The sequence below is a fragment of the Paenibacillus sp. DMB20 genome, assembly GCF_000987955.1.
Lineage (GTDB): Bacteria > Bacillota > Bacilli > Paenibacillales > Paenibacillaceae > Paenibacillus_AQ.
The window spans coordinates 64,865-80,394 of the sequence record NZ_LAZU01000040.1; the positions used below are offsets into that span (position 1 = coordinate 64,865).

At 52.5% G+C, this 15,530-nt stretch carries 11 protein-coding genes and 1 pseudogene; all 12 read left to right on the top strand.

Features of this window, described 5'->3' with window-relative positions:
- The first annotated feature begins 55 nt into the window (after positions 1-55).
- Entirely contained in the window at positions 56-580 is a 525-nt protein-coding gene (locus XI25_RS23850; protein ID WP_046680574.1) for a hypothetical protein, read from the top strand.
- Positions 581-594: 14 nt separating this feature from the next.
- Positions 595-2,964, top strand: coding sequence for a hypothetical protein (locus XI25_RS23855; protein ID WP_052759733.1), 2,370 nt, complete (start codon positions 595-597; stop codon positions 2,962-2,964).
- Positions 2,965-3,705: 741 nt separating this feature from the next.
- A complete protein-coding gene (locus XI25_RS23860; protein ID WP_046680575.1) occupies positions 3,706-4,032 on the top strand; it encodes a hypothetical protein in 327 nt (108 codons plus the stop codon).
- Between the two features lie 31 nt (positions 4,033-4,063).
- Complete coding sequence (locus XI25_RS23865; protein WP_046680576.1) at positions 4,064-5,092, top strand: extracellular solute-binding protein; 1,029 nt, start codon at positions 4,064-4,066, stop codon at positions 5,090-5,092.
- A 2,055-nt stretch (positions 5,093-7,147) separates the two neighbouring features.
- Positions 7,148-8,059 carry an ABC transporter substrate-binding protein gene (locus tag XI25_RS35230; protein WP_235440146.1) on the top strand — a complete coding sequence of 304 codons (912 nt, stop codon included), beginning with the start codon at positions 7,148-7,150 and terminating at the stop codon, positions 8,057-8,059.
- A gap of 24 nt (positions 8,060-8,083) precedes the next feature.
- A pseudogene (locus tag XI25_RS23875) lies at positions 8,084-9,035 on the top strand (carbohydrate ABC transporter permease).
- On the top strand, positions 9,028-9,912 hold the full coding sequence (locus XI25_RS23880) for a carbohydrate ABC transporter permease (protein WP_235440148.1): 885 nt from the start codon (positions 9,028-9,030) through the stop codon (positions 9,910-9,912). The pseudogene XI25_RS23875 and the gene XI25_RS23880 overlap by 8 nt, the downstream one beginning before the upstream one ends.
- Before the next feature lie 14 nt (positions 9,913-9,926).
- A complete protein-coding gene (locus XI25_RS23885) occupies positions 9,927-11,981 on the top strand; it encodes a YIP1 family protein (RefSeq protein WP_052759734.1) in 2,055 nt (684 codons plus the stop codon).
- Between the two features lie 16 nt (positions 11,982-11,997).
- The gene (locus XI25_RS35905) at positions 11,998-13,986 is read left to right on the top strand and encodes a DUF5696 domain-containing protein (protein WP_046680578.1); all 1,989 of its coding nucleotides are present in this window, start codon (positions 11,998-12,000) and stop codon (positions 13,984-13,986) included.
- Positions 13,868-14,584, top strand: a complete 717-nt coding sequence (locus XI25_RS35910; protein WP_160308952.1) for a DUF5696 domain-containing protein — start codon at positions 13,868-13,870, stop codon at positions 14,582-14,584. The genes XI25_RS35905 and XI25_RS35910 overlap by 119 nt, the downstream gene beginning before the upstream one ends.
- Before the next feature lies 1 nt (position 14,585).
- Positions 14,586-15,080 (top strand): carbohydrate ABC transporter permease, encoded by a 495-nt coding sequence (locus XI25_RS36515; protein ID WP_327204847.1) that lies wholly within the window; start codon positions 14,586-14,588, stop codon positions 15,078-15,080.
- A complete protein-coding gene (locus XI25_RS36520; protein ID WP_327204848.1) occupies positions 14,992-15,489 on the top strand; it encodes a carbohydrate ABC transporter permease in 498 nt (165 codons plus the stop codon). The genes XI25_RS36515 and XI25_RS36520 overlap by 89 nt, the downstream gene beginning before the upstream one ends.
- The last annotated feature ends 41 nt before the right edge of the window (positions 15,490-15,530 follow it).

The window sequence follows — 15,530 nt, forward strand, 5'->3', positions numbered from 1 at the left end:
TCCGGAAGGAAAATACGGCCTGTCCCAATACCATCCGAGCTATGCTTCAGGCGTCATGTTTGGCAAGCATTTGGAGAATGACCGCGAGAAGCTGATTAAATACTTGCAGGTGTTTGAAGCCACTCAGTTCGAACCCGAAATATATGAAAAGCTGAACTTCGGAGAAAAAGGAAAGACATACCAGATAAACGATAAGGGAACCATCGAATTCATTGCGCCTTATGATGACGAGAAAGAACGTAAGCGTGCCGGATTGGGAAACTACTCAATGGCGGGTTCGTTCAATGACTATGATTTTCAAACCTCATATACGACAGATAAAGATTTGCGCCAGCTGGCGAAAGACACGAGGGCGAAAGGGACGCGCAATATTGACATTTTGGCCCCGTTCAACAAGCCGGTCTTTAATGAAAATAAGGACAAATTGTCGCAGTTTACGCTCCAAAACTACATCGATTTTATTGCGGGACGGAAATCGCTTGACGAGTTCGATAAATTTGTTTCCGAATGGAGAACCATGGGCGGAGATAGTGTGCTGGAAGAAGCACAGCGCGTATATGACGAGAATTTGAAAAAATAAGGAGCAGGTGAAGGATGATTCAATTTTGCACGAAGAATCTGGAAGTGCGAATAGACGATCATAGCCGATTATCCGATTTACTATGTGCTGCTACGGGGAAATCGTATATTTCCGGTGAGGAATGCTCCCCTTTTATACGCATTGCCGTAGACGGTCATATCGAAGAGCCGGAATGCGTCACCTATAGCGAGCATACCGGCATCATGATTTTCGATTTTATGAATAGCGAAATACGCATTGAAGTGGCTTCCAAGGTGCAGGAAAGCTATCTGACATTTGAGGTTGTCCGAATTACGGGCGACGAACCGGATGTTTTGCTGTGGGGACCTTATGAGACGAGTATGGCCGAATCGATTGGGGAGTCGGTTGGCGTCGTTCTTGACGGGGATTATGCAATCGGCATCCAGGCGCTCAATGAAAAAACGATAGGCGGATTCCCGGTTGATTTAAGTTTAAACGCAATTTCTGAACATCCTTATCCGGATGCCAAGGTAGGCTATGATGTCAGCGCGGCGTGGCCGACTCCTGATGGCAGTTTGCTGCAGGCTTATTCAAGAAATCGGACAAAGGATGAGAGAAGAACGGTCTGGGGGACGCCTGATATCCCGGTCATGGCATTGTCGGGGCCGGATGCCCTGTTGACAGGGACGAAGATTGCGCTGTTCGGTTGTCCTGCAGGGCATGTTTTGGAGACCATCGAGTCGATAGAAATTGGCGAAAATCTGCCTCATCCAACGATTGACGGCGTCTGGGCGAAATTATCGCCGGATGCGAAGCAATCATACTTGATCACCGACTTTTCCGAATCAACCATAGTGGAAGCTATTGCTTTTGCGAAGCAATCCGGGCTAAAAGGCTTGTATCATCCTGATCCGTTTGGAAATTGGGGTCATTTTGAATTAAAGAAAGCCTCGTTTCCGAACGGGGATGCGGGTTTGAAAGCTTGCGTGGAAGAAGCGCAGCGAGAGGGTGTGATCGTAGGTGTTCATACGCTCACTAATTTTACCACCCTGAACGATCCTTATGTAACGCCTAAGCCGGATTTGCGTCTGCAATTGGCGGGAAGCGCGAAGCTGACAGCTCCAGCCGAAGCCGGCGATGTGGAGATTGAAGTGGAGGATCCGCGGCCTTTCTGCCTTCAATTATTCCGTAGGACGATTGTGATTGGTGACGAGCTGGTTGAGTATGACTCAGTGACAGAGCGTGCGCCATGGCGGCTTCTGGGCTGCCGTCGAGGCGTAAACGGCACGACGGCGTCTTCGCACGGGACTGGGACGATCGTCGGAAGGCTGTGGGACCATCCATACGATGTGTTTTTCCCGAATATAGAACTGCAAGACGTGTACTGCGATCGATTGGGTGAATTGTTCCGGTCAACGGGCTTACGGCAAATTTCGTTCGACGGACTGGAGGGGGTGTATGCGACAGGTCATGAAGGTTATGCCGTAAACCGGTTTATCAAGCGTTGTTATGATGGATGGGATCGCGAAGTCATCAACGATGCCAGCATCGTTGTGAGCAATTATGCCTGGCATGTGCATACCCGTTTTAATTGGGGGGAGCCATGGGGGGCTGCCACGCGCGAGGGCCAATTGGATCTTCGCCTGCATAATCAGCGCTATTTCGCCCGCAACTTCATCCCTGCTATGCTTGGCTGGTTTTTGATTCGATCCGCATCAGACAAATTTGAAGCGACGATGCCGGATGAGATTGAATGGGTTCTGTCAAAAGCGGCAGGGTTCGATGCCGGAATCGCCTTGGTTGCCGATATGGCGGTGTTGAAGCGCAACGGCAATGCCGGCGAGCTGCTCGCTGTCGTTCGCGAGTGGGAGCAGGCGAGAAGGGCTCGGGCGTTTAATCCTGAACAGCGGGAACGGATGAAAGATCCTGCTGGAGATTGGCATTTGGAGCCGGCGGGCGAAGACCGTTGGATGCTGTATCCGGTTGATATCTCGCAACCATTCATTTGCAGTCCGGTAGAACAGCAGCCCGGACAACCGGGCGGGGCGGATTGGGGGTTCTACAACCGCCATGGGGAACAGCGCTTGCGGTTCTCCATGCGCGTAGAGCCGTCCTATGGCAACATGCGGGGACTGGTCAAGCGGCCGACGTTCTACATGAACGGCAGTTATATGACGTTCGAGACGGAAGTTGAAGCGGGCCAGTATCTGGTCTGTGAAGGAGACCGAATCGGACGTATATTCGACTCGAACTGGAATCTTGTTAAAATGGTGGAGGCTGTGTCGGAACCTCCAATGTTAAAAAAGGGCGGGCAGACGGTATCATTCAACTGCAGGTTCGAGGGTGAACCGAAACCAAGCGTAGCTGTCAAGCTGTTTACGCGGGGAACCCCGGAAACCGCTCAGAGCGGACAGCTAGGGTAGATCCGGCAGCTGTACGACTGGTTTCATCAATTTATTAAACAGACTCATGTTAAACATATTATTTAGCCGACGAGGGTCGTTTCCTGAAAAGGGCGGCTCTCGTTCAGCAAATAGAGGGGACGTCCAGGGCCAATTGACCTTTGGGAGGTCCCCTCTATTTCATGATCGGTTAGCGATAAATAGGAGGAAATTGCCGTACGGAACTTTTGAACATGGCTTGTGAAACGGCCTATCTTCTCGGCCGGAGTAACAAATTTCTTGACAGCCCAAGCTGCAAACGCCTTGGAGACAAGCTCAAGACGGGAAACCGAACGATCGCAACTGTACGATAATCCAACAACTTCACACGAAAGTGTAATGATGATGAAATGGCAAATGCTATAATATATTTCACACCGATACCTGGAAAATAAGTGGTAAACAAAAGAAAACAGTGACCGGCGCGGGCTGCTGCGGATAATCTTTTTATACCTGAATCAATTTCACAACTCATGAAAACGATAAAATTGAAACTATATAGAGAAAAATTAAATTGTTTTGGTCTATATATAGTCTTGATTGAAACAGCTAAAGGTATTATGAAATTGATTCACCTTGGCATGAAAAAAAATTTATTTGTGCAAATTTTGAAAACGCTTTCTTTTGAGGGGGGTGATGGGCAGCTTTTTTTCGAACCAAACTGGGGGCTTGCCAAGAGTCAAACGGAAGCAAGTATTCTAATCAAAGAGAGGGGCTTGTGTAATGTTCAAAGAAAAAAAGTGGATGCCATTGTTCTCGATTTTATTGGCATTCGTCCTTTTGTTAACGGCTTGCGGTGGCGGCAGCAAAGAACCTGCCGGCGAACCGGAGCCCAATACATCCGTCAAGGAACCAGAGCCCAAACCAAAGACCGACGAAGAAAAGGAACCCGATCCCGAGCCGAAAGCGGCGATTGATATGAAGGGCAAGCCGGTTCGCGTCGTCTCTTGGGGTTATGCAGGAGGCGAGGAAGGAACCGAAGCGGGCGAGAAACGAATTGAGCTAGAGAAGGAGCTGGAGAAAAAAATACAACACGAAGTTTCAATTTGAACAGATACCTTGGGACGGCATCCAAGATAAAGTGACTGCCTCGATCATTGCCGGGGAGCCGATAGCGGACGTTTTCCTGCTTGACCGGTACCGGGCGATTCCGACGATGGTGCAGAAAGATTTCCTTCAGCCGGTGGATGATATTTTGGATCTCGATAGCGGCAGATGGCCGGAGAATCTCCCTGAACTAGGCGGGTTTGACGGTAAAATATACGGCTTTGCGACTTCTTTCGGAGGCGGAGGAGGCATCTATTACAACAAGAAGATTCTGAAAAATGAAGGTCTTCCCGACCCTCAGGAACTTCAAGAGAAAGGCGAATGGACCTGGGATGCCTTCCTCGATATAGCGAAAAAAGCGACGAAGGATACGAACGGGGACGGGAAGCTGGATCAATACGGCTTGGCGATCAATTCCTCTAACTTTGTTCCGGCATTTATCGCCTCCAATAACGCGGATGTAACCAAACTGGTTGATGGCAAGCTGACTTTTGACGGTGATAGCGAGAATGCCATGGAAGCGCTTCACTTTATAAGCGATTTGAGCAATGTCCACAAGATAGTCAAGCCGAACCAATCCGGCAGTTGGGACGATTATATTACCTCGTTCAATGAAGGAAACATTGCCCTGCGTTACGGCGAAGGCTGGGAAGGCGGGGGCATTCAGGAGCATTTGGGCAAAGATTACGGATTCGTCTTTATTCCGAAAGGCCCGAAAGCGACCGAACATTCCAACGTCACCTCCCTATCGCTATGGTTTGTCCCGAAAGGAGCCAACCCGGATGCCGTTCGCGTATACGTGGAGTACCTGTTCGGGTACATGGCTCCCGAAGGCGAAGTGGACGAATGGGTTGAGCAGCAGTTTGCCGATGAAAAGAGCCTCCGGAATTATATGGAGATGGGAAAATTCATGAAATCGAAAGATTATGACGGCATCCCGGATTTCGGGCCGAAAATCAGCGGAGCATGGGACAACATCATTGCGGGCAAGGAGACTCCGGAAACAGCCATGAAGAGTTTACGCCCGGTGTTGGAAGGGCTTCTGAACGCAGCTCAAAAGTAAAATTTTGTGCAAGTGAAGCCGGCGGCATAGGGGATCGATCCATAGCGATCTCCCATGCCGCCGGAAGATCAAGAGGGGAGATGCGGATGAGCAACAGATTCGATACAAGGCAGCGCATCAAGCTCATCGTATGCGCGGCCGTAGGGTTCATTGCCGTTGCGTTCTATATGATGTCCGGAGGCCAATCTTCATCGCAATCGGAAACGCATGGGCAGGGGAGAGCGGTCTCCGGGTTCATCGCCGCCGCAGATGAAAAAGGTTACGCCCGTTATCTCGAACGTCATGCCCGGGCGGAACTTCCCGCCGTCCATATCCGGGTTGAAGCGGAGCGTCATTTGGCCGGACGGAATCAGCCTGTTAAGCCGATAGCTTATGAGGGAGCGGACGGTTCCGCCGTTCTATCCGATGAGGCAGGGGACATCACTTGGGAGGTCGATGTCAAACACGGCGGGTTGTATAACATATCGGTTCGGTATTATCCCGTAGAAGGAAGGAGCGAAGCGATCGAGCGGTCGCTGCTCATCGATGGGAAGACGCCGTTTGCTGAAGCGGATAGACTTCTCTTCCCGCGAATATGGGGGAGTAAGAGCGATGCGATCCGCCAAGATGCCCAGGGAAACGATCTCAGGCCATCCCAGGTGGAGATCCCGTCTTGGCAGGAGCTTGTACTGACGGATATGGACGGCTATTACGATGAACCGTTCCGTTTTTATTTTTCAAAGGGAAAGCATACGATCACGATGAAATCGGTGCGCGAACCGATGCTGATCGATCATCTGGAACTGCAGCCGGTCCGGAAGGTGCTTTCGTATGAAGAGCAACGGGAGCTTTACAAGCAAAAAGGTCATGAAAGCCCGCCGGGCGCGATGATCAAAATTCAGGGGGAAGACGCCGACTTCAAGTCGAGTCCTACGCTTTATCCGCTGGCAGACCGGTCGGGCCCCGCCACCGAACCCTATGATCTGCGAAACATCCGGTTGAATACGATCGGCGGAAATAACTGGCGAATCCCCGGACAATCCATCACTTGGATGTTCGAAGCGCCGGAAGACGGCCTCTACAAGATGGGCATCAAATATAGGCAGAACTTGGTCCAATCGCTTGAAGTCACGCGAAAGCTGACCATTGACGGCCAGGTGCCTTTCGCGGAAGCCAATAAGGTATCCTTCAAGCCGGGAGGAGATTGGCAAATGCTGCAGCCCGGCAGTAAGGATAACGAGCCGTATTTGTTTTACCTGACCAAGGGCAAGCACCGGCTGACGCTCGAGGTCACGCTCGGCGAAATGACGCCGCTTCTAGCCGGCGTCGAAACGACCATATTGGAATTAAACCAGTTGTACCGCAAAATCATCATGATCACCGGAGCTTCCCCGGATCCGTACCGGGACTATGAACTGCAAAAACAGATCCCTGAACTGCAGCAGGTGTTTCAGGAGCAGAGCAGGCAGCTGCACGGCGTCATTGCCGGAATGGAGCAGTTATCCGGCGGAAAAAGCGAACGTACCGCCGTTCTGAACACGACGGCTTTCCAGCTGGATGACCTGGCTGCCAACCCGGAATCGATCGTAAAGCGACTGGAAGCTTTCAAATCCAATATTGTCGCTTTAGGGACATGGATGCTGACGGCGAAGGAGCAGCCGCTCGAAATCGATTATCTCGTCATTGCCTCGGAGAATCACTCTCTTCCGAAACCTGACGTATCTTGGCTAGCGAACGCGGGCCACGGGATCAAATCGTTCGGCACGTCCTTTTTCGTAGACTACGGCAGCGTCGGGACGGCCGAACGCAGCGAAGAAGCCGTCGAGGTATGGATTACGGGAGGCAGGGATCAGGCCCAGCTGGTCAAAACGATGATCGATACCTCGTTTACGCCGCAGACCGGCATCCCCGTCCACGTTCAGCTGGTTGACCCGGCGGTCCTGCTTCCGGCTACGCTGGCGGGGTCGGGACCGGATGTGGCGCTCCAATCCAGCAATGTCGTCAACTTTGCCATGCGGAATGCCCTTCAGGATTTGTCCGTATTCGATACGTTCCCGGAAGTGAAAAAAACGTTTCATGGACAGTGCGTTCGTGCCGTTCGAGTACGAAGGGGGCACTTATGCCATTCCGGAGCAGCAAACCTTTCCGATGTTGTTCTACCGCAAGGATATTTTGGAAGAAATCGGCGTAAAACCTCCCCAGACCTGGGAAGATCTGTACGCATTGATTCCGGTGCTGAACAAACGGCAGATGAACATTGCCCTGACGCCCAATTTGACGATGGACGTTTTGCTGTACCAAAACGGCGGTTCCTATTATAAGGATGGCGGCAAGTCATCGGCGCTCGACGCGGAGGAGGCCTTGTCGGCATTTAAGCGGTGGACGGATCTGTACACGAATTACAAGGCGCCGCAGCAGTTCGATTTCATCAACCGTTTCCGGATCGGCGAGATGCCTGTCGGGATCGCGGATTACACTACATATAATTCACTGGCTGTCTTTGCCCCGGAAATTCGCGGACTGTGGGAGTTTATTCCGGTTCCGGGCATGAAAGGCCCGGATGGGAACATTCATCGCGAGGCAACCTCCGTCACGCTGGGTTCCGTTATGTTCAAGACGGCGAAAAACAAGGAAAATGCCTGGGCATTTATCGATTGGTGGACCGGCAAAGAGGCTCAGCTGACGTACGGCCGCGAAATGGAAGCCCTGATGGGGGCGGCCGCCCGATACCCGACGGCAAATCTGGAAGCGCTGCGGGAGCTTCCGTGGCCGGAGAAGGATTACCGGCAACTGATTCAGCAGTTGGAATGGGTAAGAGGGGTTCCTGACGTACCCGGCGGATATTTCACGCAGCGCCATTTGAACAACGCGTTTTTCAAGGTGCTGAACGAAGGCGCCAACCCGCGCGAAACGTTAAAAGATTACGTCCGGACCATCAATCAGGAAATAACGGTGAAACGCCGCGAGTTTCAATTGCCGACAGACTAGAGAGGAGGGGGCGACATAGGCGTCCTGAATAAACAACCGGGGACGGCGGCAGGGGGGCTTGCACCGGAACGAAAGCCCCGCGCGGGCAGGTGGTTACGCGAGCTTCGAGCGAACCGGCAGGATTACTTCATGCTGGCGCCGTACTTTATCATCTTTTTCACGTTTACGGTCCTGCCCGTCGTCATGTCATTAACGCTCAGCCTGACGGATTTCAACATGCTGGAGTTTCCGAATTGGGTGGGTTTAAGCAATTATGCGCGCTTGTTTATAACGGATGAAGTATTTTTTGATCGCCGTCAAAAACACGATTTTGCTGGCGACGATCACCGGTCCGATCAGCTACATCGCCTGTTTCGTCCTGGCCTGGCTGATCAATGAAATGTCGCCGAAAATCCGCGCGTTCGTCACGCTCGTATTCTATGCCCCGTCATTGTCGGGCAATGCCTTCATCGTATGGAAGCTTCTGTTTGCAAACGATTCTTATGGCTATGTGAACGCCTTCTTGATGGAAAACCGCATCATTCTCGAGCCGATCCTTTGGCTCTCAAGTCCGAAATACATCTTGATCATATTGATACTTGTGCAGCTCTGGTTGAGCCTCGGAACGAGCTTTCTGGCTTTCATCGCGGGCTTGCAGGGACTGGACAAAACGCTGTTCGAAGCCGGCGCGATCGACGGCATCCGCAACCGTTGGCAGGAACTGTGGTACATCACGCTGCCGTCCATGCGGCCGCAGCTGATGTTCGGCGCGGTGATCCAAATTACGGCGTCGTTTGCGATTGCCGAGGTGTCCACGCAAATTGCCGGTTTTCCGAGCATTCAGTATGCGGGCCATACCATTGTCACCCACCTGGACGACTTTGGCGGCATTCGTTACGAAATGGGCTACGCGTCGGCCATTGCCACGGTCCTTTTTGTCATCATGCTCGGTTCCAACCTGCTCGTCCAAAAGCTTCTGAGGAAGGTGGGTGAATAAGGTGGCAACGATACGCTTGCATCGTAAAAGGATACGGAACCGTTCACGGATTGTCGACCTGCTGTTGTTTGTGGTCTTGGCGTCGGCCGGCGTATTCATGGCAATGCCGCTGGTGTTCGTCATCAGCAACGCTTTCAAGCCGTTGGATGAAATTTTTCTATTCCCTCCAAAATTCTTTGTACGTTATCCGACCCTGGATAACTTCGTAACCTTGTATCATTTAATGTCTTCTTTCTGGGTGCCGTATACGCGTTACATCTTCAACACGATATTCATTGCCGTTGTTGGAACCGCGGGCCATGTCATGCTGGCGTCCATGGCGGCATATCCGCTCGCCAAACGAAAGTTTCGGGGACGAAGCACCCTGTTTACGATCGTTGTGCTGTCCCTGATGTTTTCCGGCCATGTCACGGCCATTCCCAATTACATGACGATGTCCTGGCTGGGACTGCTCGACACCTACTGGGCCGTCATCATTCCTGCGCTCGGCTCATCGCTCGGCCTGTTTCTTATGAAGCAATTCATGGAGCAGATGGTGCCGGATACTTTGCTTGAGGCGGCCCGTATCGACGGCTGCAGCGAGTACCGGATATTCTGGGGCATCGCCATGCCGATCGTCAAGCCGGCATGGCTGACGTTGATCATCTTTTCCTTTCAGGGGCTTTGGGGTTCTGGCGGCACCGGCAAAATATATATCTACAGCGAGCAGCTCAAAACGATCGATTATGCGCTAGATCAAATATTGGCGGGCGGTATCGTGCGAACGGGACCTTCGATGGCGGCTTCATTGTTAATGATCTCGGTTCCGATTGCGATCTTCATCATTTCGCAGAGCAACGTCATCCAAACGATGTCGACTTCCGGCATGAAGGATTAGAGGGGGGCGAGAGAATGAAACGCTTATGGACGACCTTCATCGTCTTGCTTGCCATTTCCGTCGCAGGCTCGACCGCTTCAGCCGCCGCGGCCCCTTATTTCGGCTATAACTATTCCTCGACCGGAGAGGCTGTTCCGGCCCCTCTGCCATACCTGCCGGTAAAAACAATCTATGGCGGGGACGTTTCGGCGGGTGCGTTCAACAATCCGGAGGACGTGTTTGTTTCTGCGGACCGGCATATCTATGTTGCCGATACCGGCAACAACCGCATCGTGATCCTGAACGGCGATTGGCAGCTTGTTCGCATTATCGATTCGTTTCGCCGGGAAGGCAAGCGGGATGCGTTCAACGGCCCGAAAGGCGTATTTGTCGACAAAGACGGCCATCTTTATGTGGCCGATACGAACCATGCGCGCGTGGTGGAGCTGAATGAGCGGGACGAATTCGTCAGGCTGATCGGGCCTCCCAAGTCTGACGTAATCCGAAAGGATTTTAAATTCGTGCCGACGAAACTGGCGCTTGATCATGCCAAACGCCTGTTCGTGATCAGCCAAGGGGTTTTTGACGGGATCGTCGAGTTTGACGCTAAGGGAGGGTTTACCGGCTTTTTCGGTAAAAATCCCGTCCGCTTTACGGCTGCCGAGTTGTTCTGGAAGCAAATTTCTACGGAAGCGCAGCGTCAGCAGATGGCGCTCTTCGTTCCGATCGAATTCAATAATCTGGCGATCGACGGCGAGCAGTTTATCTATGCGACGGCCACAGAAAACAGTTTATCCATGGAACAAGTCAAACGCTTGAATCCTTCGGGCATCGACGTGCTGCGGCAGGATGGGCCGATGCCGGTCATGGGCGATCTGCGGGTGACCAAAATGGGCAGCTTTCGGGGCAGCTCAACGATGACTTCGATAACCGTGGACGACAACGGCGTTTACTTGGCCCTGGATTCCAAGCGAGGGAGGATATTCGCCTACGATCATGACGGCAACTTGCTGTTCCAGTTTGGTCAAATCGGTGACCGGGCCGGAACGTTCCGGGCTCCCGTCGAAGTGGAATGGTTGGGGCGAAACGTTGTCGTGCTGGACCGAGCGCTGAATAGGCTTACTCTGTTCAAGCCGACAAGATACGGTTCGTTGCTTCTTGACGCGGCAGCCTCCTACTACCACGGCAAAGAAGAGGAGGCTGCGCGTTTATGGGGCGAAGTGAACAAGCTTAATAACAACTTGGAGCTCGCGCATGTCGGCATCGGCAGGTCCCACTTGGAACAGGGGGAATACGAAACGGCGATGGCCAGCTTTAAGCTTGGAGATTCGCGTACCTATTATTCCAAGGCGTTTGAAGGATACCGGAAGACATTTTTATGGAATAATTTCACCTATTTATTTGTCGGATTAGCAGCTCTCGCAGCTATCATTGCGGCAAGCAGAAGATGGATGCCAAGAACGGCTACGGACGATTACGGTCCGGTTCGCACGGCTTTTGTCACGACGGTGAGGCCCTTCAAAATGTTCTGGGAATTGAAATATGAGGGAAAAGGGAAGTTGTGGATGGCGCTATCCATCGTCGGGCTGGCCGGTTTCCTGTTTGTGCTCAAGGCTTTTTACTCCGGTTATATCGTATCCGAGCCGGAAATCGACGAAATGAACAGCTTGAAGGAGTTGGCTTTCATCGTCATCCCGTTTTTCGTCTGGTGCATAGCCAATTGGTTCCTCACCACCCTGATGGACGGCGAAGGCAAGTTCCGCGAGATTGTGATCGCGAGCGGCTATGCCATGATGCCGCTGCTGATTGTATATGTGCCGCAGCTGGCGCTCAGCTGGGTCATCACCCGGCAGGAGTTTGCATTTTATGCGCTTCTCGAAACGGTTGGCATGCTGTGGTTTGTCGGGCTGCTGTTCGCAGCCACGATGACGGTGCACCAATACACGCCGTTCAAAACGGTGATTACGATGATTTTAACGGTCATCGTGATCGGCATCATTATATTTCTGGCGCTGCTGCTGTTCAGCCTGATTCAGCAGTTAGCCATTTTCGCGTCGACGGTATATCAGGAACTTACACTATGGTTGTAAAAAAGGGGGAGGAGCCGTGAGAATTTCGGGAAAACGGTTGGCCCTGCCTGCGGCAGCCGCAGCGCTGCTGCTCCTCGCTGCCGCAATATGGATGACGCTGCCGCCCGGCTCTGCCGATCCGGCGGCCGTCATCAGCGAAGCGGAAAGCCGCCTGAACGAAAGTATGGCGGCGATGGCAAGCGACAAGGCAAAGACGCCCTGGACGGAAGAAAAGGGGAAAGTGCCGCCCGGCATGGAAAAAGCGGCGGAGAGCGAACAATTGACGCTGTACATGAACCGAAATACGACCGAATTCGCCGTCAGGCACAAACCGAGCGGCAAGCTGTGGTATTCCAATCCGCCAAACCGCGGAGAGGATACGATCGCTGCCGGAAGAAACAAGAAACGATTGTCGGCCTTGTTTTCCTTGTCCTATTTGACGAGTTCGGGACAAGAGCAGGAGCTTGACAGCTATTCGGACAGCGTTGAGCTCGGACAGTTCAAAACGGAAGCGATCGAGAGCGGCTTTCGGGTAACGTATACGGTCGGTGAAATCGCCCGCGGAATCGAATCCATTCCGAAGCTGATTTCGAAGGAGCGCTTTGAAGAGAAGATCGTGAAGCCGTTATCCGATCCCAAAGCGGTGAAAGACATCAAGAAACGTTTCAAATACGATCCCGAACGCGAGGTATTCGCTAGAAGGGAAATGTCGGAACTTGCCGTGGGGACGGTGCTGGACATCCTGGATCAAGTCGGCTACGGGGAAGAGGACCTGGCCTACGACAATGCAGAAAACGGCTTGGATAACGAAATCAGGCCGGACCATGCCCAATTTGCGATACCGGTTGAAATTCGTCTGGAGCAGGATCAGCTGGCGGTCCGCGTGGACGCCGCCGCGATAAAACAGACCGGAACGGCACCGATTCACACGATCACGCTGCTAGAATTTTTTGGGGCGGCCGATTCCTCGGAATCCGGCTACATGCTCGTTCCGGACGGATCGGGGGCGCTAATCCGCTTGAACAATGGAAAGACGATCGAGCCGGCTTACCATGCTTCGGTTTATGGCGAAGACCGTTCCATTACGGCAGATGAGAGGCTGGCGGACAACGAGCCGGTGCGGCTGCCCGTTTTCGGATTAAAGCTTGGCGGGGCTGCATGGCTCGGGATCATCGAGAAGGGAGATGGAATCGCTTCCATCAAAGCCGATGTGAGCGGAAGGCTGAACACGTACAATTATGCGTCTCCGGTGTTTACCTTAACCAGCAAGGATCGTGTCGTCATTATAGGCGGATCGGTGACGAGCTCGAATCCCGTTCATCAGAAGAAGCCTTACTCGGGCGACATCGTGGTCCGATATGGTTTCCTTGGGGGCGAAGATGCCGATTATTCGGGGATGGCGAAGTTATACCGCGGTTATTTGGCGGATAAGTACGATTTACGGAAGCTTGAAGCGGGGAAGGATGTCCCTTTCATACTGGAGCTTGTCGGAGGCGCCGAAACCCGCAAATCCTTGCTGGGCGTCCCCTATGATACCATCGTGCCGTTGACGACCTATGGTCAAGCGAAGGATTTGGTCGAACAGTTGAAGGAACATCGGGTGAATAGGATCAAGCTGCGTTATACCGGCTGGTTCAACGGGGGAGTCAATCATAGCTCCGCATCGCGAATCAGCCTGGATCAAGCGGTCGGAGGGGAGAAGTCATTCAGGCGGTTCGAAGAGTTTTTGCGCAGTCAGGATATCGGTTTTTATCCCGATGCGGCGTTCTTGAATGTTTATGAGAACGGATCGGGGTTCCGGTCTTCTCGTGATGCTATCAAGGGCATGTCTCAAAAGACAGCCCGTCAGTTCGACGTGGATATGCCGACTTTTTTTAATGTTTGCGGAAATGTTCTCTCATTACCCGTTGTCTCCGGTCCGGCTTCCGGCCGTTATCGACGGTTTTGTTGCGGATGCCAAACCGCTTGGCATCCGCGGATTATCCCTTCGCGACCTGGGCGATGTACTTTACTCGGATTTCGATGACCAGAAGCCGGTCAACCGGGAGCAGAGCCGGATCATAGCCGAGTGGCAGTTTGCGGAGCTGGCTGAGGCGTTTCCCGATTTGATGGTGAGCGGAGGCAACGCCTATTCGCTGCCCTACGCGAAAACGATCGTGAACGCCCCCGCAAGCGCCAACGGCTTCAACATTGAAGATGAAACGGTGCCGTTTTATCAGCTTGTCCTGCACGGTTATGCCGACATCGCCGGCAAGCCGTTCAATCAGGCGGACGATCAATTCAGTCGCGCCAACATTTTGAAGGCGATCGAGACGGGAACCAATGTCTACTATCGATGGACCGCGAAACTGCCTCCGGAATTATCGTCTTCCGAGGGACGTCTATTCTACGCCAATCATTATGCCGATTGGTTTGATGAAGCCGTCAAGGCGTTCGAAGAAGTAAACGAAGTTTTGCGGCCGGTCCGGCATCTGACGATCGACAAGCATGAACGGCTTGCCGAGGGCGTATATCGGACCGTGTACGAGGACGGAACTGCGATCATCGTCAATTATAATGACAAACCGGTTACTATGAAGGACATCACCGTGGAAGCTGAAAGCTATTGGATTGGAGGAACATAACATGCGCCGGTTTCAGTTCACCTTATCGCGCAAGAAAGCGTTGATGGGAATATTGTTTACGCTGCCGTGGCTGATCGGCTTCATTTTTCTGTTCGCCGTTCCTTTGCTTCAATCGCTGCAATACAGCTTTCACAGCCTCAAGCTGGGAGAAGGCGGGTTGGAGCTGGACTTCGTGGGCGCCGGCAATTTCAAGCACGCCTTCTATGTTCATGCCTCGTTCAACCGCGTGCTGACCGAATCGGTCGTGGGGATGATCGTGAATGTGCCGCTCATTATTTTCTTCAGCTTGTTCGTCGCCACGATACTGAATCAGAAGTTCCGCGGCCGTGCGTTGGCCCGCATGATTTTTTTTCCTGCCGGTCATCGTCTCCACCGGGGTCATCTCCAGTCTGGGCTGGGCGGACACGATGTCTCAGGCGATCGGCGCGACGCTTTCGGGCGGAGAAGGAAGCTCCGGTACGCTGAGCAACTTCCAGTTGAAGTATTTTCTATATGATATGGGCCTGAATCCCCTGATCGTCAACTATTTGGCGGATGCGGTGTCCCGGATCTATGACATTATCAGCTCGTCCGGGGTGCAAATCCTTATTTTCCTGGCGGGACTCCAATCGATTTCTCCTTCTTTGTACGAGGCATCGCGAATCGAGGGGGCTACCGGATATGAGAACTTTTGGAAGATTACTTTTCCCATGATGACTCCGCTGATCCTGACAAATACGATTTACACCATCATCGACTCGTTTCTGAACAGCCGAATGACCCATTTGCTTAAAGAAACCTCGTTTAAACTGTTCGAGTTCGGCTTGGGCGCGGCCATGTCGTGGATCTATTTCGGCGTGATTGCCCTCATGGTGTTATTGATTGCGGCCTTCTTATCAAGAAAGGCGTTTTATTACGATGCTTAATCGGTTCGTACAAGGGGTCGGTCACTCGAAAAAAGGAATCC

What these genes read in the sequence shown, in the direction of transcription:
- XI25_RS23885 (WP_052759734.1), top strand. Translation starts at nt 9,927, where the DNA reads ATGAAACGCTTATGGACGACCTTCATCGTCTTGCTTGCCATTTCCGTC.
- XI25_RS36515 (WP_327204847.1), top strand. Translation starts at nt 14,586, where the DNA reads ATGCGCCGGTTTCAGTTCACCTTATCGCGCAAGAAAGCGTTGATGGGA.
- XI25_RS36520 (WP_327204848.1), top strand. Translation starts at nt 14,992, where the DNA reads ATGTCTCAGGCGATCGGCGCGACGCTTTCGGGCGGAGAAGGAAGCTCC.
- XI25_RS23855 (WP_052759733.1), top strand. Translation starts at nt 595, where the DNA reads ATGATTCAATTTTGCACGAAGAATCTGGAAGTGCGAATAGACGATCAT.
- XI25_RS35230 (WP_235440146.1), top strand. Translation starts at nt 7,148, where the DNA reads ATGGACAGTGCGTTCGTGCCGTTCGAGTACGAAGGGGGCACTTATGCC.
- XI25_RS23850 (WP_046680574.1), top strand. Translation starts at nt 56, where the DNA reads ATGTTTGGCAAGCATTTGGAGAATGACCGCGAGAAGCTGATTAAATAC.
- XI25_RS23860 (WP_046680575.1), top strand. Translation starts at nt 3,706, where the DNA reads ATGTTCAAAGAAAAAAAGTGGATGCCATTGTTCTCGATTTTATTGGCA.